At 70.0% G+C, this 19,656-nt stretch carries 16 protein-coding genes and 1 tRNA gene; 14 read left to right on the plus strand and 3 right to left on the minus strand.

Translation table 11 applies throughout. The features are described 5' to 3' along the window. The first annotated feature begins 166 nt into the window (after positions 1-166). From ACWD3C_RS23560 to ACWD3C_RS23590, 7 genes are all read left to right on the plus strand, one after another. Entirely contained in the window at positions 167-1,132 is a 966-nt protein-coding gene (locus tag ACWD3C_RS23560; protein ID WP_451146940.1) for a phosphatase PAP2 family protein, read from the plus strand. After that, positions 1,083-2,387, plus strand: a complete 1,305-nt coding sequence (locus tag ACWD3C_RS23565; RefSeq protein ID WP_451147084.1) for a hypothetical protein — start codon at positions 1,083-1,085, stop codon at positions 2,385-2,387. The genes ACWD3C_RS23560 and ACWD3C_RS23565 overlap by 50 nt, the downstream gene beginning before the upstream one ends. After that, on the plus strand, positions 2,378-3,988 hold the full coding sequence (locus ACWD3C_RS23570) for a hypothetical protein (protein WP_451146942.1): 1,611 nt from the start codon (positions 2,378-2,380) through the stop codon (positions 3,986-3,988). Before ACWD3C_RS23565 ends, ACWD3C_RS23570 begins: the two co-directional genes overlap by 10 nt. Then, a complete protein-coding gene (locus ACWD3C_RS23575; protein WP_451146944.1) occupies positions 3,985-5,331 on the plus strand; it encodes an AAA domain-containing protein in 1,347 nt (448 codons plus the stop codon). The genes ACWD3C_RS23570 and ACWD3C_RS23575 overlap by 4 nt, the downstream gene beginning before the upstream one ends. A 118-nt stretch (positions 5,332-5,449) precedes the next feature. Further along, positions 5,450-5,812, plus strand: coding sequence for a hypothetical protein (locus ACWD3C_RS23580; protein ID WP_451146946.1), 363 nt, complete (start codon positions 5,450-5,452; stop codon positions 5,810-5,812). A 181-nt stretch (positions 5,813-5,993) separates the two neighbouring features. After that, positions 5,994-6,644: a bifunctional DNA primase/polymerase gene (locus tag ACWD3C_RS23585; RefSeq protein ID WP_451146948.1), complete on the plus strand. Its 651-nt coding sequence runs from the start codon at positions 5,994-5,996 to the stop codon at positions 6,642-6,644. Continuing rightward, positions 6,635-6,708, plus strand: a tRNA-Lys gene (locus ACWD3C_RS23590). Before ACWD3C_RS23585 ends, ACWD3C_RS23590 begins: the two co-directional genes overlap by 10 nt. A 98-nt stretch (positions 6,709-6,806) precedes the next feature. Here ACWD3C_RS23590 and ACWD3C_RS23595 read toward each other — a convergent pair. Next, positions 6,807-8,225, minus strand: coding sequence for a M6 family metalloprotease domain-containing protein (locus ACWD3C_RS23595; RefSeq protein WP_451146950.1), 1,419 nt, complete (start codon positions 8,223-8,225; stop codon positions 6,807-6,809). A 509-nt stretch (positions 8,226-8,734) separates the two neighbouring features. Between ACWD3C_RS23595 and ACWD3C_RS23600 the strand changes: the two genes are divergently transcribed. Then, on the plus strand, positions 8,735-10,543 hold the full coding sequence (locus ACWD3C_RS23600) for a putative bifunctional diguanylate cyclase/phosphodiesterase (RefSeq protein WP_451146952.1): 1,809 nt from the start codon (positions 8,735-8,737) through the stop codon (positions 10,541-10,543). On the opposite strand, the gene ACWD3C_RS23605 is transcribed toward ACWD3C_RS23600, so the two are convergent. Beyond that, positions 10,522-11,610 carry an LLM class flavin-dependent oxidoreductase gene (locus ACWD3C_RS23605; protein WP_451146954.1) on the minus strand — a complete coding sequence of 363 codons (1,089 nt, stop codon included), beginning with the start codon at positions 11,608-11,610 and terminating at the stop codon, positions 10,522-10,524. The genes ACWD3C_RS23600 and ACWD3C_RS23605 overlap by 22 nt on opposite strands. Positions 11,611-12,371: 761 nt before the next feature. Between ACWD3C_RS23605 and ACWD3C_RS23610 the strand changes: the two genes are divergently transcribed. The 6 genes from ACWD3C_RS23610 (at position 12,372) to rfbD (ending at position 18,933) form a co-directional block, all read left to right on the plus strand. Then, positions 12,372-13,733: a DUF2079 domain-containing protein gene (locus ACWD3C_RS23610; RefSeq protein ID WP_451146956.1), complete on the plus strand. Its 1,362-nt coding sequence runs from the start codon at positions 12,372-12,374 to the stop codon at positions 13,731-13,733. Between the two features lie 296 nt (positions 13,734-14,029). Beyond that, positions 14,030-14,650, plus strand: a complete 621-nt coding sequence (locus ACWD3C_RS23615; protein ID WP_451146958.1) for a tetratricopeptide repeat protein — start codon at positions 14,030-14,032, stop codon at positions 14,648-14,650. Then, a complete protein-coding gene (locus tag ACWD3C_RS23620) occupies positions 14,647-15,921 on the plus strand; it encodes a glycosyltransferase (protein WP_451146960.1) in 1,275 nt (424 codons plus the stop codon). Before ACWD3C_RS23615 ends, ACWD3C_RS23620 begins: the two co-directional genes overlap by 4 nt. A gap of 56 nt (positions 15,922-15,977) precedes the next feature. Further along, positions 15,978-17,045 (plus strand): glucose-1-phosphate thymidylyltransferase, encoded by a 1,068-nt coding sequence (locus ACWD3C_RS23625; RefSeq protein WP_451147086.1) that lies wholly within the window; start codon positions 15,978-15,980, stop codon positions 17,043-17,045. Then, positions 17,042-18,034: a dTDP-glucose 4,6-dehydratase gene (gene rfbB, locus ACWD3C_RS23630; RefSeq protein ID WP_451146962.1), complete on the plus strand. Its 993-nt coding sequence runs from the start codon at positions 17,042-17,044 to the stop codon at positions 18,032-18,034. The genes ACWD3C_RS23625 and rfbB overlap by 4 nt, the downstream gene beginning before the upstream one ends. An 8-nt stretch (positions 18,035-18,042) precedes the next feature. After that, entirely contained in the window at positions 18,043-18,933 is an 891-nt protein-coding gene (gene rfbD, locus ACWD3C_RS23635; RefSeq protein ID WP_451146964.1) for a dTDP-4-dehydrorhamnose reductase, read from the plus strand. On the opposite strand, the gene rfbC is transcribed toward rfbD, so the two are convergent. Further along, a complete protein-coding gene (rfbC, locus tag ACWD3C_RS23640) occupies positions 18,897-19,526 on the minus strand; it encodes a dTDP-4-dehydrorhamnose 3,5-epimerase (RefSeq protein WP_451146966.1) in 630 nt (209 codons plus the stop codon). The genes rfbD and rfbC overlap by 37 nt on opposite strands. Positions 19,527-19,656: the final 130 nt, after the last annotated feature.

Genomic DNA, 19,656 nt, shown 5'->3' on the forward strand with positions numbered 1-19,656 from the left:
CGGGGCAACCCGCGGGGCGATCTCTGCGTCTTGGAGAGCGTCTTCTGGAACGGGGACGACCAGGGTGGCTCCGAGCGGGTGCCGCATACGCCGTAGATTTGGGACGTGCCACCGTCAAGCAGTGGCCACGGGCCGCGGAGACTGCAGATGGGGGAGTGACGATCGGATGCCGCCGACCGACGCGCAGGACAGCGAGGTGGCACCACGTGCCCGGCTCCGCTGGTGGACCGAACTACCACTGATCCTGCTCGTGTACGGGGCGTACTCGGCCGGCCGCCTGCTGGTCCGGGGCAACGAGTCCGCCGCCGTCGACCACGGCCTGGCGATCCTCCGCTTCGAGAAGGCGCTGTGGCTCAACGCCGAGCACCCGCTGAACCGGCTCTTCACCCGTGAGCCCTGGCTCGGCATCCCCGCCGACTTCCTGTACGCGTCCCTGCATTACCTGGTCACACCGCTGATCCTGGTCTGGCTGTTCCGTTCCCGTACGGTGCGCTACCGCGCGGCCCGCACCTGGCTGATGACGTCCACGTTCATCGGCCTGATCGGCTTCACCCTCCTGCCGACCTGCCCACCCCGGCTGCTGGCGCCCGAGCACGGCTTCGTGGACACCATGGCGTACTACAGCTCGTACGGCTGGTGGGGCGGCGAGGCGAGCGCGCCTCGGGGGCTGGGCGGCATGACGAACCAGTTCGCGGCGATGCCGAGCCTGCATGTCGGCTGGGCGCTGTGGTGCGGGGTGATCCTCTGGCGGTACAGCGACTCGCGCCCGGCCAAGGTCGCGGGCGTCGCGTATCCGCTGGTCACCACGATCGTCGTGATGGGCACCGCGAACCACTACTTCCTCGACGCGGTCGCGGGCGCCGCCGTGATGGGCGTCGGGCTGCTGCTGACGCCACTGGTGATGCGGGCCTCGACCCGGCTCTGGGCGTGGCCGACGGCGCAGGCCGAGAAGTGGTCCGGGGGACGTTTCGCTCCCGTCGCGGATGTCTCTCGGGGCGCTGAGTCCCCCATTGTCAGTGGTGGGTGCCAGACTTCCGCGGGTGAGCGAATTCCACGCCAGCGCGCGTCCCGACCCGAGCCGGGTGCCGCCCCCGCGGAAGCGGAGGACGGCGCTCCGGCAGCGGCTCGCTGACCTGCGCGGACCCGACGTCCCGCCCAAGGCCCTGGACGCGCGCGCCCTCGCGGCGCTCGCCGCCAACCCCGGCTGCAGACGGCGTGCGCTCCTCGACGGCGCGGGCGTGAACAAGACGGCGCTGGCGAGCGCGCTCGGCTCACCGTCCGCTTTCGGCCAGTCGCAGTTCGCCTTCATGCGGGGCAACGCCTTCGAGGCGCGGGTGAAGGCCGACGGCGGCGCGGAGCTGCTGCGGCTGGTGCACACGATGCTCGACCCGGGCGCCGAGCCGCCGGCCGCCGCCGCGCTGCCCGACCTGTCGGCCGTCGGTCCCGAGGGCCGCGCGGCCCGTACGGCACTGGCGCTGCGCGAGGCCACGGACGCCCGCGCCTGGGCGCTGCTCGACCACCCCATGCTCGCGCTCGACGTCGCCGGTTCACCCGCCTTCCTGGAGCCGGACGCGGTGGTCGTCCACCCGGACGGCACATGGACGGTCGTCGAGATCAAGTCCTTTCCCATGCTGGACGGTGCGGCGGACCCGGCGAAGGTCGGGGCCGCCGCACGGCAGTCCGCGGTGTACGTGCTCGCGCTGGAGGAGGTCGCCGCCCGCCTCGGCGCGGAGCCGGAGGGGCGCGCCGGTGTCGAGGGGGCATGGGGGTCCCCCCGCTTGAGCGAAGCCGAGAGTGGGGGAGCGCGCAGGCCCGAAGGGTCGAGCACGGTCGCCCCCTCGACACCGGCTGAGGCGCCCCGGAGGCGGAGCGCCCAAAGCAGCGGCTCCGCGCCCGAGGTTCGGCACCGGGTGCTGCTGGTGTGCCCCAAGGACTTCACCAACCTCCCGACGGCGTCCGCGGTGGACGTCCGCAAGCAGCGCGCGGTCACCCGCCGCCAGCTGGCCCGCCTCACCCGTATCGAGGAGATCGCGGACACCCTCCCCGAGGACACCTGCTTCGCCCCGGACCTCCCCCCGGACCAGCTCACGGCCGCCGTGGAGCACCTCCCCGCGACCTACGCCCCCGAGTGCCTCGCCGCCTGCGAGCTGGCCTTCCACTGCCGCTCCCACTCCCGCGAAGAGGGCGCGGTCACCTCCCTGGGCCGCTCGGTACGGGCCGAGCTGGGCGGCCTGACCACCGTCGACGACGTCCTGGCCGCAGCCCACGGCAAGGCCGGAGACCCCGACGACCCGGCGGTGGCCGCGCTGCGGAGGGCGGCGGAGCTGCGGTCGGAGGCATTGGGTACGGCGACCGCCGAGCGTCGGGAGGAGGCCGCATGCCGCTGATCTCGACCCTCGCTCGGCTCGAAGCCGTGCGCACCGGGCGGGCCCAGCCCGCTGCCACCGTGCTGCACCGGCATCTCGTCGAACGGCCGCTTGTGTTCGTGCCGCTGGTTACCGCGGGTGAGGCCGGGGCGCCGCTCGGGGCGCTGGTGGGGACGGAGCGGGAGGCGCCCCGGTTGCTCGTGGTGCCGCAGCCGCGGGACCGGGATCTGCGGTTCGCGTTCCTGGCGGAGCTGGCGGACGTCGTACTGCCGTACGTGGACGCGTACGCGGAGGTCGTGGAGGCGGCCGAGCGCAACGAGAACGATCCGGAGACCGGAAAGCGGGTCAAGGTCGAGGTCGAGCTGTGCGCGGACGCCCCGCAGCTGATCGTGCCGAGCCGGACCGGCATCGACTTCGTACGGCTGCTGGGGCGGTCGATGCGGTTCCGGCGTACCGCCGAGCAGGACCCCGAGGCGCCCTATCCGGCGCCGCCCCGGGTGCCCTTGCTCGGGCGGTGGCTGACGCACTTCGGGGAGCGGGCCAGGGTGCCGGGGTCCTCGCTGCTGCCGGCCCTGACCGACCTGCTGGGGCGGCACTGGGCGACCGGGCAGTCCGGCGTGGAGGACCAGCACCTCGGAGCGCTGCTGGCCTGGATCGACCCGCCGGAGGGCGAGTCGGGCGAGGCGGCGGCACGAAGGGCCGAGCTCGCGCGGGACGCTGACGGCCAGTTGCTGTGCCCGCCCGCCGGTCCCGCCACCGACCCGGCGTTCGACAACAAGCTGCTGGCCCCGGCGATCGAGCGGTACGACCGCGCGCGGACCGCGTTCGCCGCGGCCGAGGACGGCATCGAGGCGGACGACCGGCTCGGTGAGCTCACCGCCGCCGAGCGGGAGATCCGCGCCCTCGTCGAAAGCCGCACCCGGCCCACCTGGGACGCGGTCTGGCACGGCCTCGACCTGCTGCGTGCCCTGCCCGAGGGCGCCCACGCGGCCGACCGGTGGACCCGTGACCGCTGGTCGTTCACCGGCCACCGGGACCGGATCACCGCCGGTGAACCCCCGCAGCCGCGCCTCGACGACGCGGTCACCGCCGCGAACAAGCTCGCCGCACGCGAACGCGAACAGGCCCGCCTCGACGCCCAGGAGGCCCTCGACGACCCGCTCGTCATGGCCGGCCGGCGCCTCGCCGGGGAGGCGTTCGCGGGCGAGGTCACCGATGTGGCCATGGCGTACAGCGAGGGCAAGCGGCCCAGCCCACGCCCGCTGGTCACCGTACGCACACGGGACCGGCCGCATCTCGGGGAGCGCGCGAAGGTGTACCGGTCACTGGGCGGGAAGCCGCAGGCCGCCGAGTTCGTGGGATACGAGGACGACGGCGGCGAAAGGGATGACGCTTTCGTCGTGCTGCGGATCGTCGACAAGATGGGGCGCGGCAAGGAACCGGAGCCCGGGTCGGTCCCCGAGAAGGGCGACCTCCTCTGCTTCACCCTCTTCGAGCACGACCAGCGGGGCGGCGCCAAGCTCCCCGACCCGGAGGACACCCCGTGGACCCACGGCGGACCACCGGGCGAGCCCGACGCCGTACCCCTGCCGGACCCGGTGACCGAGGAGGACATGCTGTGACCGCGCCCGCCGTTTCCGTTTTCGACCCCGGCGCCGAGGCGACCCGCGCGACGGACGCGATCCTCCGGGACACGCTCCACGGCACGGACCGCGGAGTGGTCGTCGACTCACCGCCCGGCGCCGGCAAGTCGACCCTCGTCGTCCGCGCCGCGCTCGAACTCGCGTCCGCCGGGCGCCCGTTGATGATCATCGCGCAGACGAACGCGCAGGTCGACGACCTGGTGCTGCGGCTGGCGGAGAAGGACGCCGAGCTGCCGGTCGGGCGGCTCCACAGCAGCGACAGCGATCCGTACGACAAGGCCCTCGACGACCTGCCGAACGTACGGAAGTCCACGAAGGCGGCCGATCTGGCCGGGCTCGACGTGGTCATCTCGACCGCCGCCAAGTGGGCCCACGTCAAGGGCGTCGAGCCGTGGCGGCACGCGATCGTCGACGAGGCGTACCAGATGCGGTCGGACGCGCTGCTGGCGGTGGCGGGGCTGTTCGAGCGGGCGCTGTTCGTGGGCGACCCGGGCCAGCTGGACCCGTTCGCGATCGTGGGCAGCGAGCAGTGGGCGGGGCTGTCGTACGACCCCTCGGCCTCGGCGGTCACGACGCTGCTGGCCCACAACCCCGAGCTGCCGCAGCACCGCCTGCCCGTCTCCTGGCGGCTCCCGGCATCGGCGGCGCCCCTCGTCTCCGACGCCTTCTACCCGTTCACACCGTTCCGCAGCGGCACGGACCACGGCGACCGGCGACTGGGCTTCGCGGTGGCCTCGGACGGTTCGGGTCCCGACCGGGTCATCGACGAGGCGGCGGAGTCCGGCTGGGGGCTGCTGGAGCTGCCGGCCCGGCACACACCGCGCACCGACCCGGAGGCGGTACGGGCGGTCGCGCAGGTCGTACGGCGGCTGCTGGACCGGGGCGGTGCGGCGGTCTCGGAGCGGTCCGACGAGCCGGTGCCGCTGACCGCCGACCGGATCGCCGTCGGCACGGCGCACCGGGACCAGGCAGCCGCGGTGCGCTCCGCGCTGGCCGGGCTCGGAGTCACCGACGTGGTCGTGGACACGGCCAACCGGTTGCAGGGACGGGAGTACGACGTCACGGTCGTCCTGCACCCGCTGTCCGGACGGCCCGACGCGACCGCGTTCCACCTGGAGACCGGGCGCCTGTGCGTACTCGCGTCCCGGCACCGGCACGCGTGCGTCGTGGTGTGCCGGGCGGGGGTGACCGAGCTGCTGGACGACCATCCGTCGACGGAGCCGGTGCAGCTGGGGGTGACGGTGAAGTTCCCGGACGGGTGGGAGGCGAATCACGCGGTGCTGTCGCAGCTGGCGGAGCACCGGGTGGTGTGGCGGCCGTAGGAGCCGGGCGCGGGGGCGAAGGCCCTCTTGCGCGGTCACGAGACAATGGACGGTGGCCCTCCCCGGGAACGCCCGGGGTCGGGCGACGCACCGAACCGTCGTACGAGGAGGAGAAGACATGGCGGAGCACGCGCCGCGTCGGAACGAACCGCGGCTACGCCCCGCGCCCCTGCTCTTCGAGCCCACGGAGGCGGCCGCCGATCCGGAGCACTTCTTCGATCTGGAGTCGATCGACGATCCACGGGCGTTGCTGGCCCGTGCGACGGAGCTGACCCACGCGTTCCGCGCCGCGGCGGACCGTGCCGTCGAGTTCCAGGCCATCGCCGCGGCGCAGCTCGCCGATCCTCGGCGGTTCGACCGGCTGACGGCCGCCGATATCGCCGAGCGGGCCGAGTGGACCGAGGACTACGCGAAGAAGATGATCGAGTTCGGGCGGGACCTGCTGCGGGGGCGGGACGCGAGCGGACCTGACGCCCTCTGAGCCACGGGTGAACCGGCGCCGGGGCTGAGCTGAGGGGTGAGTTCCGCTCACCGGCGCCGGCCGGGTGGTCACGCGTTGCGGCATATGCCAGCGGCGCAAGATACCCCAGGCCTGCCCCTTCTGTCCCCGGTTCGCGCAACCCTCGGAGACAAGGTGCTCACGGCCGGTAGTTCTGGGCGGCATGAGGAATCAAAGCCATCGAGTTCGCCCGTACCCCCGCCAGGACCGGTTCGACGTCTCCGGGGTCACCCCGGAGGGGGCGGCCTGGCTCGCCGGGGCGGGAACATATCCGCGGAGCATGCTGGCGCTGTGGGAGGAGCGGCCGGCCGCGCCGTTGGTGCTGCCGTGCGGGACGGCGTTCGACGTCGTCAACGTGCCCGCGGTGTTCGGGCGGCGGATGCTGGACCGACTGTGGGACGAGGGCCCGGGCTCGGGGCCGGTGGCCACGTACCGGGGGCGGATGCTGCTGTTCGCCTCCCCCGGCACGGCTCAGCGGCTGCCCTCGCTGCTGGGCTGGGAGGAGTGGGGTTCCCCGGGCCGGACCAGCGCCATTCCGCCGCTCCTCTGCCACGGCACCGGTGACGCGGTGACCGTCCCGGCCCTGAGCCCACCGGCGAGCGCCGCGTCGCCCGGCGGTGCGCCCTCCGACCGGCTCGGCTCCCGCTGGCTCGTCGCCCCCGACACCAGTGAGCCGTGGCTCCCCGGGCCCGAGATCCTGCTCTGGGCGGCCGTGCGCGCGGCCCGCGCCGCGGCCTCCGCCGCCGTGCGGATATCGATTTTTCCTCCTCGGGATCAGGATGCTAAGGTCTACGACGTCAGCAGGCGCCGCTAGCTCAGTTGGTTAGAGCAGCTGACTCTTAATCAGCGGGTCCGGGGTTCGAGTCCCTGGCGGCGCACCGACCGAAGAGGCCCCTCGCAGCAGCGAGGGGCCTCTTCGACGTCCACGACCCTGTCCATGACACCTGTCCGCGCCATCTATCCGCGTCCATGACATCTATCCGCCCGTCGTGATCCTCACCGTCCACGCCCCCGACCCCGTACGCCCGTCCACCTGCACCCGTACGTTCTCGCCGGGCACCGTGAAGCTCTCCCCCACGCCGACCGGCGCGTCCGCGAGCGGCGGGTAGACGGAGTCGCTCCAGCAGGCCTCGGTGCGGGGGTGGGCGTCGAGGACCTCGATGGGGCCGGCGCCGGACTCGGTGGCGCTGCGGACGCGGTAGACGAGGACGCCCCGCGCGCAGAGGGAGCCGTCGTTGCCGACCGCGTCCCGTGCCTCGAAGACGAGGGCACTGTCCGGGCCGGTGCGGACGACCGCCAGTTTCGTACCGCGGCCGGAGCCGAAGGAAGCCGGGTCCGGGACCTCGGTGGCATGGCTCCCGGGCGCCCCCGCGGCCCCGGCGGTCGGCCCCACCCCCAGCCCCTCCAGCGTCAGCCGGGTCGTCCCCGGCCCCCGCACACACGCCACCTGCCGCTGCTCCAGCCACCCCAGCTTCCACTTGTGCCAGCCGAACAGGTCCGGGGCCAGGCCGAACTGGCTGCCCATGAGGTCCCAGTCGCCGACGTACGTGTCCCAGTCGCCCTTGCCGTCGACCGGGCGGTGGTAGAGGTCGGGCAGGTCGAAGACGTGGCCGGTCTCGTGGGCGAGGACGAGGCGGTCCGGCGGGTGGTTCTCGAAGACGGTGACGACCCGGCGGATGCCCGTGCCGTCGGCCTTCAGCGGGGTGTCGAGGTTCACCACCTTCGTCGCGTCGGAGTCGACACCGGGCGCGTCCGGGTCGGCGATGAAGTACACGATGTCGTAGCGCGAGAAGTCGACGTGCGGGTCCGCCGTCGCGAGCGCGTCCCTGAGGTAGGCGGCCCGGTGCGCCGGGTTCCAGTCGCGCCTTATGGCGTACGCCGTCGACGACTGGGGCATTTCGAGCCACTGCCGACCGGGGTGGGGGCGTAGCGCGAACTTGCCGTACGAGGCATGTTCGAAGAAGCGGCTGGTGGCCGGGAAGTGATCGGCCGTCAACTCGTCCGGTGTGGTCAGCGGGGTGGAGTCCGGGAAGGAGAGGAAGACCAGGACCGCGTCGAGGGAGCGGTCGGGGCGCGGATAGGCGGTGTTCCAGGTGTCGAGGCCCTCCGAGTGGTGGGCGTCGGTGCGTTGCAGCGTGCATGCCGCCGAGAGGGGGACGGCGGTGGAGGGGGCCGCGATGAGGGAGGTGGCGGCGAGGGCGGTCAGCGAGGTGAGCAGGGCCGCTGTGCTGCGCAGTCGGGGGGCGCTGTCAGGGGTATGCCCTTCCCAGGGACCTTTCCGGGGCGCCTTCCAGGACCCCCTCCGGGACCCCTTCGAAGGCCCTGTGCAGGGGCTCTTCCAGGCGAGCGGGCGCGGCACATCGACCTCCGGATGCGAGCTTCGGGGACACCGCATCCAGACTGTGTTGGTTTGTAGTGCTTCGCCTCGTTTGCCTCCGCCGGAAGAGTGAGAGTGCCCAGGAAGTGCCCAGGACCCGACACCCCGAGCACTCACGGAACGTCACAACTGGTCGGGGCCCGGAAGCAAGCCGTCCAGGGAGGGGCAGAAACGATCTGTCAGAAACGTTGGACATTCGGGGACACTGGAGAGTAGCTGGAAGGCCCTGAGGCCAGCCTCTATGATCGGCACACTTTCCTGCACGGACACGGCTTGAGCGGCCGTCCGCACCCGGATGCCGCTCCGACGAGACATCACGAGATCCGTACGAAGTAACGAGTGCACTGCGGGAGCGAACGGTGAACGGAACGTCCGAAGGGCCGCCGCCCGCGACAGACTTCATCGGGCCGATTATCACGGAGAGTGACGTTGACACATCACCTCGTGCCCTCACACCCCTCTCCACGACCTCTGCGCCCTCCACACCACCCGGGTCTGTCGCACCCCCTCTGCCCCCTCTACCCCTGATGACCCTGGCGTCCGATACGCCCCACACGTTCCCCGCCGCCTTCGCCGCGGCGCCGCTCGCGATGGCCGTCGTCGACCGCGACGGGCTGGTCGTGGCCGCCAACTCGGCGATGGGGTCGCTGATCGGGGCAAATTCAGGCAGTTTGAGTAGTCCGGATGATTCGGGTGATTCGAGCGGGCTGGTCGGGCGGGCGGCCGCCGATCTGGTCGAGCTCGGGTCGGACTCCCGTACCTGGCACGCGTATCGCGAGGTGCTGCGCGGCCGGCAGGCCAAGCTGCGCTGCACGCGCCGCCTCAGGCGCCCCGACGGGCGCTCGCTCTGGGTCCAGGTGATCGTGACCCCGCTGGTGGACGAGCCCGGCGTACTGCTCTCCGTCACCGACATCAGCGCCCGACGCGAACTCCAGGCCCGGCTGCGGCACTTGCAGATGCACGATCCGGTGACCCGGCTGCCCAACCGCACGCTGTTCTTCGAGCGCCTCGCGGCCGCGCTGGAGGCGGAGGCGTACGAGGAGAGCGGGACGGGCCGTATCGGCGTCTGCTATCTGGACCTCGACGGGTTCAAGGCGGTCAACGACACGCTCGGGCACCGGACCGGGGACCGGCTGCTCGCGGCCGTCGCCGAGCGGCTGGGCCGGTGTGCCGAGGAGGCGGGTTACGCCAGAACGAGCGTGCCGCTGGTGGCCAGACTGGGCGGGGACGAGTTCGCGCTCCTCGTGGAGAACTCCACCGGCACCGAGCAACTCGCCGACCTCGCCGACTCCGTGCTCACCTCCCTCCAGGAACCCTTCGACCTCGCCGGTCAACGGCTGTCCGTCTCCGCCTCGATCGGCGTCGTCGAGCGGCACGCGGCGAGCACCACCGCGACCGGGCTGATGCAGGCCGCCGACACGACGCTGTACTGGGCCAAGGCCGACGGAAAGGCACGCTGGACGTTCTTCGATCCCGAGCGCAACGCCCACCGGATGACCCGGCAGGCGCTGTCCTCCACGCTGCGGCCGGCCGTCGAGCAGGGTGAATTCGTCCTGGAGTACCAGCCGTTGGTGGGGATGGACGACGGGGAGCTGCGCGGGGTCGAGGCGCTGGTGCGCTGGAACCATCCGCAGTTCGGCACACTGGCGCCGAATCGGTTCATCGGATTGGCCGAGGAGGACGGATCGATCGTCCAGCTCGGCCGGTGGATTCTCGCCACCGCCTGCCGGCAGGCCCGGCGCTGGCAGACCGACCACCCCGACCGGGCACCGATCTTCGTCAGCGTGAACGTGGCCGTCCGCCAGGTGTGGGACTCCGACCTCGTCGCGGACGTGGCGGAGATCCTCGCGGAGACCGGACTCGCCCCGCATCTGCTGCAGTTGGAGCTCACCGAGTCCGCGGTGATGGGCTCGGCGGGGCGCCCCCTCCAAGCCCTCCAGGCCCTGCGCGACATGGGCGTCCGGATCGCCATCGACGACTTCGGCACCGGGTACTCGAACCTCGCCTACCTCAGCCGGCTGCCGGTGTCGGTGCTCAAGCTGGACGGCGCCTTCGTCCGCGGCTTCGAGTACGAGAACCGCGGCGACGTCCCCGCCTCCCCCAACCCCGCCGACGAGGTCATCGTCGAGGCCCTCATCCAACTCGCCCACCGGCTCGGCCTCACGGTCACCGCCGAGTGCGTGGAGACGACGGCCCAGGCGTCCCGGCTGCGGCGCATCGGGTGCGACACGGGGCAGGGGTGGCTGTACTCGCGTCCGGTGCCGCCGGATCGTATCTCCGACCTGCTGGAGGCGGAGGAGGACTCGGGGTTCGCTCAGATCGTCGGCAAACCGTAGGCGTCCGCGATCAGTTCGTACGAGCGGACGCGCAGCTCCGGGCGGTGGGCGTGGGTCGTGAGCATCAACTCGTCGGCCCCCGTCCGCTTGTGGAGGTCGTCGAGGCCGGCGCGGACCTCGTCCGCCGTGCCGTGGACGATGTTCGCGCCCCAGGAGTCGATGAACTCCCGCTCCATCGAGCTGAACGCGTACGCCTCCGCCTCCTCCGGGGTGGGGAACAGGCCGGGCCGGCCCGTGCGCAGACGGACCATGTTGAGGCCGGTGGCCAGCACCTGCCGGCGGGCCTCCTTCTCGTCGTCCGTCGCGAGGGCGGAGACGCCGATGAGGGCGTACGGGGCGTCGAGGACCTCCGAGGGCCGGAACGACTCCCGGTAGAGGTCGAGCGCCGGGATCGTGTTCTGCGCCGAGAAGTGGTGGGCGAAGGCGAAGGGCAGGCCGAGGGCGCCGGCCAGACGGGCGCTGAAGCCGGAGGAGCCGAGCAGCCAGACCGGGGGGCGGTGCGTCGACTGGACGCCGCCCGGTGAGGTGGCCTGAACGGGGCCCGGGACCGCGTGGACACGGCGGTAGGGGTGGCCGTCGGGGAAGTCGTCGTCCAGGAAGCGGGTCAGCTCCGCGAGTTGCTCGGGGAAGTCGTCGGCGCCCTCGTGGAGCCGCTCGGTACGGCGCAGGGCGGCGGCGGTGGCTCCGTCCGTGCCCGGGGCCCGGCCCAGCCCCAGGTCGATGCGGCCGGGAGCCATGGCTTCGAGGGTGCCGAACTGCTCCGCGATGACCAGGGGTGCGTGGTTGGGGAGCATGACTCCGCCCGAGCCGAGGCGGATGCGGGTGGTGTGGGCGGCGAGGTGGGCCAGGATCACAGCTGGGGAGGACGAGGCCACACCGGGCATGGAGTGGTGTTCGGCCACCCAGTGGCGGTGGAAGCCGCGGGACTCGGCGAGGCGGGACAGCTCGACGCTGGTGCGCAGGGCGTCGGTGGCGGTGCTGCCGGTACCGACCGTGACGAGGTCGAGTACGGACAGAGGGACGGGTGCGGTACCGGGTGCTGTACCTCGGATCTCGTCTGCTGCCACGGTGGGTGCCTCCTGTGTACTGCGACGCGTCGTCCCTTCCGGGACGAACAGGAGACGGTCTCCGGTTATTCCTTCGCTGCTGCGCCACGGGCAGGTGCGGTGGACAACACTCGGCGGCCGGCGACAGTGCACGGCCGTCACCTCACGGGTCGGTGTTCAGTAGGTTGATCGCATGTTCTGCTGCTGACGAGGTGACAGGTGCGGGGCGGGTGCGGCAGGACCCGCGGTTGTGCCGTCGGGGCTGGAGTATGCGTCGCGTGAGGATCTTCTCGCGTTGATCGGCTGGTCCAGCGGCGGAATGAGGAGCCGGCGGCGGCCAACGAGCGTCTGACGGCGCAGCGGCGGAAGCTGGAGAGGCGTCTTGGCCGCAACTCGGCTAGCTCCTCGATGCCGCCGTCCGCCTTCACCGGCAACCTCTGGCTGCCCCGATCGAACAGGCAACCCGGGCAGCCGATCTCACAGCCCGTCACCGGTCAGCCGCATACCTTCTGAATGCTTACCCTCACGGACACGTAGGTGATCAGTCCGCGGGCATGCGGCCATTCGGTGGATTCTGGCCACACGGGAGTTCGGCCGAGGTCGGATACCACGTACCGCTGGCATCTTGATGCCCGCCAGCTCGGATTCCTGAAGGGCTCTCGATGCAAGCACCGCGCACAAAAGACGCAACGGTCCCGACGCAACATACGATTGTCACGAAAGAGGCGGTGGCCGAAGCACCACACAAGGGTCGCTTCGGCGGCACATGGTGGGTCTGGGCCATGGCGGGAGCGCTGTTCGTGATCTACGCGGCGGTTTCGCTGCGTCTCCACCAACGGATGCTCACGAGCAGTTATGACCTGGGCATCTTCGAACAGGTCGTCCGCTCGTACGCGGAAGGACGATTGCCGGTCTCCGAAGTGAAGGGGCAAGACTTTCCCGTCCTGGGGGATCATTTCTCTCCCGTCCTGGCGCTCGTGGCGCCGTTCTACTGGGTGTGGCGGGGCGCGGAAACGCTCCTCGTCGCGCAGGCCGCACTTCTCGCCGTGAGCGTCGTTCCTCTGACACTCTGGGCGCGCCGGACCCTGGGTGACCCGGCCGGCGCGGTAATTGGGGCTTGTTACGGAATTTCCTGGGGAATCGCGAGCGGGGTCGGCTACGACTTCCACGAAGTGGCATTCGCCGTTCCGTTCCTGGCATTCTCGCTCACCGCCCTCGGGAATGACCGGATGACCGCAGCAGCGTGCTGGGCTCTGCCCCTGTTGCTCGTGAAGGAAGACCTCGGGCTCACGGTTCTCGTCATCGGTCTCGTCATCGCCCGGCGAGGCGGCCGCAGGCTCGGGTTGTTCACGGCCGCAGCCGGTCTCGCCGGGACGACGCTGGCGCTGTTCGTGATCCTGCCGGCCTTCAACCCCAGCGGCGCCTTCGCCTATTGGTTCCTGGTCGAGAACCCTTCCGGAGACAGTGCGGGCAGTATGCTGGATCTGCTGCATCGGGGCACGATCGGTCTCATCACCCCCCAGACCAAGGTGTCGACCCTTGTACTCGTGCTGGCTCCCACCTTGTTCCTGGCGATGCGGTCTCCCCTGCTGTGGGTCGCCCTGCCAACTCTGGTGTGGCGCTTCGTGTCGAGCAACAGCCTGCACTGGGGGACCAGCTTCCACTACTCGCTCGTCCTGATGCCGATCGTCTTCGCAGCCTTCATCGACGCCCTGGTACGACGCGGGACGAGCAAGCGCAGCCTCCGCCGCCACCTCGCGGGCTCTGCCGCGATCACTGCCGTGATCCTTCCGAGCTTTGCCTTGTTCCAGCTGGTCCAGCCGGACACCTGGCGGACCGACCCTCGCGTCGCGGTCGCCCATCGCCTGATGGACAAGATCCCCGATGATGCCACGGTCCAGGCGTCCGACCACTTGGTACCCCAGCTCACCAACCGAGCGAGTGTCAGCCTCTACGGCTCGTACGACAGCCGCCCCAACCCGCAGTGGATCATGGTGGACACCTGGGTGCCGGACAGCGCGCGAGGGTGGTCGGGCCAGCCGCTGAGCGCTGAAGCGGAACAGCGGTACTTGGCGCAGGACCGCCGTAATGGGTACGACCTGGTGGCGAAGCACGACGGCTTCGTGCTGCTGCGCCGTGGGTGATCCTGCACCACCGAGGCCGGCCGGACAGCAGATGCACACTTGGCCTCGATTCGTCAGCAGCGATGACCGCCTGACCGGGCTGCCAGTTCACCACCCGGCGATGCGTACATTCGGGTGATCTTTGCGCCCGAAGTGCCTGCCGAATGGCGGCGCCACGAGAGCGGCCTCATAACGTCAGCCGACGTAACGGTGGTTCGCACTCCAGCATCGTGGGCACTGCCTCGATGTCTTCCGGGTCAGCCGCCCGAGATCAGCCACGTCCATCCGTCCCTCACTATTCCACGAGATGTGACAAAGTGAAACGTAGGAGATTGTGGGCAGGGCTCGCCGGAATGGCGGCGGTTGCCATCGCGGTGACCGTCTGGGCATTTCAGTCCGAGACGCATGCGCCCCCGGAATCCAAGGCCGCGTCGGTGCACCAGAAGGCCCAGGAGACGAACGCGCTTCTGCGGACCGCCCTTCAACAGCAACAGCAACAGGACTCCCGTGGCGCTGCCCATACTTACCGGCGCGTGCTGGAACTGGACCCGCACAACAAGTTCGCCTGGTACAACCTGGGGGTCATCGCGCAACAGGACGGCAACACGGCCGATGCCCGTGCAGCCTACGACAGAGCTCTGAAGATCGATCCGTCATTCGTCTCGGCTCTTTACAGCGAGGCGATGCTACTGGAGTCGAGCAAACCCGACCGGGCCGTGGAACTCCTGAGACGTGCCGTTGCCGCCGACCCCGAGGCGACCGCGATCCATATGCAACTCGGGCTCTTCCTCGCGAAGCAGGAACGCGACGACGAGGCCGAGGACGCATTCCGTCGAGCCGTCGCGGCAGAACCCGCGCTCCTTTCGCACGTGCCACAACCGTTCCGGGATTCCGTGAGCCCCCCACCGACATCGAGCCGAACAGGAGACACCAGATGACGTCGACCGCGACACCGAGGTTCTCCGTCTTCACCCCCAGCCACCAGCCCCGTTTTCTCGATGAGTGCCTGACGGCCCTGCAGGCGCAGACCTGTCCGGACTGGGAGTGGATCGTCCTGCTCAACAGCGGCGCCCGGTGGGAGCCGCAACGACCCGACGAGCGGGTCCGTGTGGAGATCGCGGACGACGTGCACGGCGTCGGAGCAGCGAAGCGCAGGGCCTGTGAACTCGCGCGCGGCGAGATCCTCGTGGAACTCGACCACGACGATCTGCTGGCGAAGGCGTGCCTGGCGGAACTCGGCAAGGCGTTCGACCAACGCCCTGAGGCCGTTCTCGTCTACAGCAACACCGCGCAGATCACCGAAGACGGGAAGCGGGACGACAGCCGTTTCAACGAGACGCACGGCTGGCAGTACGAAGAGGTGCGCGTCGACGGACGCAAGCTGCTGCAAGTCATGTCCATGGCTCCGACACCGCACAACGTCTCCTACATCTGGTACGCGCCCAACCACGTGCGGGCGTTCCGCAAGGAGAGCTACGTGAAGGCCGGCGGATACGACGCCGCCCGTACGGTCCTGGACGACCAGGACCTGATGTGCCGCCTGTTCCATGTCGGCGATTTCCACCACATCCCCCGGTGCCTGTACCTGCAGCGGATGCACACCGGGAACACCCAGCGCGACCCGGAGATCAACAAGCGCATCCAGCGTGAGACGGTCGCCCTGTACGACAAGTACATCGAGGCCAACGCCCTCGCCTGGACCATGCGGCGCGGACTGCTCGCGCTGGACTTCGGTGCGGCCAACCGGAAGCTGCCCGGCTACCTGGGCGTGGACCAGCATGCGGGGAAGGGCGTCGACATGGTCGCGCCCCTGCCCGGGAAGCTCGACCTGCCCGACAGCTCCGTCGGCCTGATCCGGGCCGTGGAATTCCTCGGCCAGGTGCCGGCGAAGGTGCCGCTGATCAACGAGCTGTACCGGCTGCTCGCGCCCGGCGGCATACTCCTCACCCTGACGCCCAGCTCCGACGGCCGCGGCGCGTACCAGAACCCGACTCAGGTCGCCTACTACAACGAGAACTCGTTCTGGTACTACACGGACAACCAGTACCGCGCGTTCGTGCCCGACCTCGATGCCCGCTTCCAGTCGTCGCGGCTGGTCACCTACTTCCCGACCGAGTGGCACTCCAAGAAAAACATCTCCTACGTGGTAGCCAATCTCATCGCGATGAAGGACGGCGCCGAGCGGTGCGGCGGACCGCTGCTGGTCTAGGGCCTGTAGGCATCTTGTCCGCCACGCCTGATGATGGATGCGGAGTCAACCCCGTGTTGAAAGCTCTCGTACTCGCCGGAGGTTTCGGGACCCGGCTGCGGCCCATCACCCACACCTCCGCCAAGCAGCTCGTCCCGGTGGCCAACAAGCCGGTGCTCTTCTATGGCCTTGAGTCCATCGCCGCGGCAGGGATCAGGGAGGTGGGCATCGTCGTCGGGGCCTCGGCCGAGGAAATCCAGTCGGCCGTCGGGGACGGCGACGCGTTCGGCCTCGACGTCACCTACATCCGCCAGGAAGCTCCCCTCGGGCTCGCGCATGCGGTTCTCGTCTCCCGGGATTTTCTCCAGGACGAGGACTTCGTGATGTACCTCGGGGACAATTTCATCCTGGGCGGTATCACCAGCCTGGTCGACGGCTTCCGGCGGACCCGGCCGGACGCCGGGATCCTGCTCACCCGGGTCACCGATCCGAGCGCCTTCGGTGTCGCCGAACTCGATACGACCGGCCGGGTCTGCCGCCTTGAGGAGAAGCCGGAACAGCCGCGATCCGATCTGGCGCTGGTCGGCGTCTATCTCTTCACTCCGGCGGTCCACAGGGCCGTACGGGCCATCAAGCCCTCCCCGCGCGGTGAGTTGGAGATCACTCATGCCCTGCAGTGGCTGATCGATGAGCGTTACGAGGTCCGCTCCACCGTCATCGACGGCTACTGGAAGGACACGGGCAACGTCCCGGACATGCTGGAGGTGAACCGCTCCGTGCTCGAAGATCTCGAGCCGGCCGTCCTGGGCAGTGTGGACGAGGCCTCGGAGATCATCGGACGGGTCCGCATCGAGGAAGGGGCCCGGGTGACCGACTCCCGGATCATGGGTCCCGCGATCATCGGCGCGGACACCGTGGTGACCCGTTCCTATGTCGGGCCGTACACCTCCATCGCCGCCGGCTGCCGGCTGCTGGACAGTGAGATCGAGTACTCGATCGTGCTCAGCGGCTCGGCCATTCAGGGCGTACGCCGTGTGGAGGCCTCACTGATCGGCCGCAACGTCGACGTCGTCCCCGCCCCGGCGGTTCCCGCAGCCCACCGATTCGTACTCGGCGACCACAGCAAGGTGCAGATCTCCGCGTGACCCACACTTCCACCCGCATCCTCGTCACCGGCGGCGCCGGTTTCATCGGCTCGCACTACGTCCGCACACTGCTCGGCCCGCACGGCCCCGGCGGTGCGGCGGTCACTGTCCTGGACCAGCTCACCTACGCCGGAAATCCGGCCAACCTCGACCCGGTGCGCGGCCATCCCGGTTTCTTCTTCGTCCGGGGTGACATCTGCGACCCGGAACTCGTCGGCAAACTCGTCTCCGAGCACGACCAGGTGGTGCACTTCGCCGCAGAATCCCATGTCGACCGCTCCATCCAGAGCGCCGACACGTTTGTGCGCACCAACGTCCTGGGCACCCAGACACTGCTCGACGCAGCCGTGCGCCATCAACTGCGCACCTTCGTCCACATCTCCACCGACGAGGTGTACGGCTCGCTCGACGAAGGCTCCTGGCCGGAGACCGATCCCCTGTGCCCCAACTCCCCCTATGCGGCGTCCAAGGCGGGAGCCGACCTGCTCGCTCTGGCCTGTCACCGCACGCACGGCCTGGACGTGCGGGTCACCCGTTGCTCGAACAACTACGGGCCCTACCAGTTCCCGGAGAAGGTCATCCCGCTGTTCATCACCCATCTCCTGGACGGTCTGCCGGTCCCCCTGTACGGCGACGGTCTGAACGTCCGCGACTGGCTGCACATCGACGACCACGTCCGGGGAATCGAACTCGTACGCACCGGCGGTCGCCCAGGAGAGGTCTACAACATCGGCGGTGGCACCGAACTCACCAACCACCACCTCACCGGGCTGCTCCTGGACGCCTTCGGTGCAGGCTGGGACCGGGTGACGTACGTCGAGGACCGCAAGGGCCACGACCGCCGCTACTCCGTGGACTGGACCAAGATCCGGACCGACCTGGGCTACGCACCGCGCGTGGACTTCACGGCAGGTCTGGTCGAGACCATCGACTGGTACCGTGACCACCGCTCCTGGTGGGAGCCGCTCGGGCGCCGGGCGGCGCGATGACCCGCTGGATGGTGACCGGAGCCGGCGGGATGCTGGGACAGGCGGTCGTGGCCCGGCTGCGCGGGCTGGATGCCGTCGCCCTCGACCGAGGCGGTCTCGACATCACCGACCCCGGATCCGTACGAAACGCCATGGCCGCCCATCGCCCGGATGTCGTCATCAACTGCGCGGCCTGGACAGCCGTCGACGAGGCGGAAACATATGAGGCCGAGGCCTTCCGGATCAACGCTCTGGGCCCGGCCCACCTTGCGGACTCCTGCGCCGTCACAGGCGCCCGGCTCATCCATGTCTCCACCGACTACGTGTTCGCCGGAGACGCCGACCACCCCTACCCGGAGAACCACCCCACGGGACCACGCACGGCCTACGGCCGCACCAAGCTGGCGGGCGAGCAGGCCGTGCTGAGGTCCCTTCCGCACAGCGGCTTCGTCGTGCGGACAGCCTGGCTGTACGGGACGGGCGGGGCCAATTTCGTCAGCACCATCGTCCAGCTGGCCGATGCACGTGACGTCCTGGACGTGGTCGACGACCAACGGGGACAGCCCACATGGACCGGCGACCTGGCAGATCTGCTCGTTCGGCTCGGTGACGCCGCGCTCGCCGGAGAGGCAGCCCCCGGTGTGTATCACGGCACCAGCACGGGCAGTACCACCTGGTACGAACTGGCCCGGGAGATCTTTCGGCTGCTGGGCACCGACCCGGCCCGGGTCCGGCCCGTCACCAGCTCCGCCTTCCCGCGGCCCGCACGTCGCCCCGGCTACAGCGTGCTCGGGCACCAGCGCTGGTGCGAAGCCGGTCTGGCTCCGATCCGTGACTGGCGTGAGGCGCTGGCCGAGGCGTTCCCGACGCTGCTCAGCACTGCTCAGCGTCGAGCGGAGATGGCCGATTCGGCCGACTGAACACCACTCAGCCTGCCGTACCAGTTCCGGCATTCCGCGTAGTCGGGCAGCGATCCGCTCTCCGCGGCTTCACGGAGTGTGGGCGCCTGCGCGTCCTTCTCGGACAACAGCGGCTCGATGTCCTTCGGCCAGTCGATGCCCAGCTCCGGGTCGAGTGGATGGACGCCGCGCTCGCGAGCCGGGGTGTACGGCGTACTGCACAGGTACATCACGGTGGCGTCGTCGGTCAGTGCCATGAAGGCGTGGCCGAGTCCCTCACCGAGATACACGGCTCTGGGATGACGTTCGCCGAGCTCCACGGCGTCCCACTGCCCGAAGGTGGGCGCCCCCAGCCGAACGTCCACGATCACGTCGAGAACCGCACCGCGCACACAGGTGACGAACTTCGCCTGTCCCGGGGGCACATCAGCGAAGTGCACTCCGCGGAGCGCGCCACGCACGGACACGGAACAGTTCGCCTGCGCCACGCCGAAAGGATGACGTACAGCTGCGGCGAATGCACCACCGTTGAACCATTCGTGGAAGGTTCCCCTGCGGTCCGAGAAAACCCTCGGTTCCGCTACCCAGGCCCCCTCAATACTCAATGCACGCATGTCATAAACTCCTCAGCCGGTCCATTCGGCGTGAATTCCCTGAGGCCGTGGGTGCGGGCGGAATGCGGACGGTGCCCGCGAGGCCGCAGCCTCGGGGCACCGTCGCTCATTCCCAGTTGAAGCGGACGGC

The organism is Streptomyces sp. NPDC002845 (assembly GCF_053591955.1).

Excerpts from the sequence above, each read along its gene's own strand:
- ACWD3C_RS23560 (WP_451146940.1), top strand. The coding sequence starts at position 167 with ATGCCGCCGACCGACGCGCAGGACAGCGAGGTGGCACCACGTGCCCGG.
- ACWD3C_RS23570 (WP_451146942.1), top strand. The coding sequence starts at position 2,378 with ATGCCGCTGATCTCGACCCTCGCTCGGCTCGAAGCCGTGCGCACCGGG.
- ACWD3C_RS23580 (WP_451146946.1), top strand. The coding sequence starts at position 5,450 with ATGGCGGAGCACGCGCCGCGTCGGAACGAACCGCGGCTACGCCCCGCG.
- ACWD3C_RS23585 (WP_451146948.1), top strand. The coding sequence starts at position 5,994 with ATGAGGAATCAAAGCCATCGAGTTCGCCCGTACCCCCGCCAGGACCGG.
- ACWD3C_RS23595 (WP_451146950.1), bottom strand. The coding sequence starts at position 8,225 with ATGCGGTGTCCCCGAAGCTCGCATCCGGAGGTCGATGTGCCGCGCCCG.
- ACWD3C_RS23600 (WP_451146952.1), top strand. The coding sequence starts at position 8,735 with ATGACCCTGGCGTCCGATACGCCCCACACGTTCCCCGCCGCCTTCGCC.
- ACWD3C_RS23610 (WP_451146956.1), top strand. The coding sequence starts at position 12,372 with ATGGCGGGAGCGCTGTTCGTGATCTACGCGGCGGTTTCGCTGCGTCTC.
- ACWD3C_RS23620 (WP_451146960.1), top strand. The coding sequence starts at position 14,647 with ATGACGTCGACCGCGACACCGAGGTTCTCCGTCTTCACCCCCAGCCAC.
- rfbD (WP_451146964.1), top strand. The coding sequence starts at position 18,043 with ATGGTGACCGGAGCCGGCGGGATGCTGGGACAGGCGGTCGTGGCCCGG.
- rfbC (WP_451146966.1), bottom strand. The coding sequence starts at position 19,526 with ATGCGTGCATTGAGTATTGAGGGGGCCTGGGTAGCGGAACCGAGGGTT.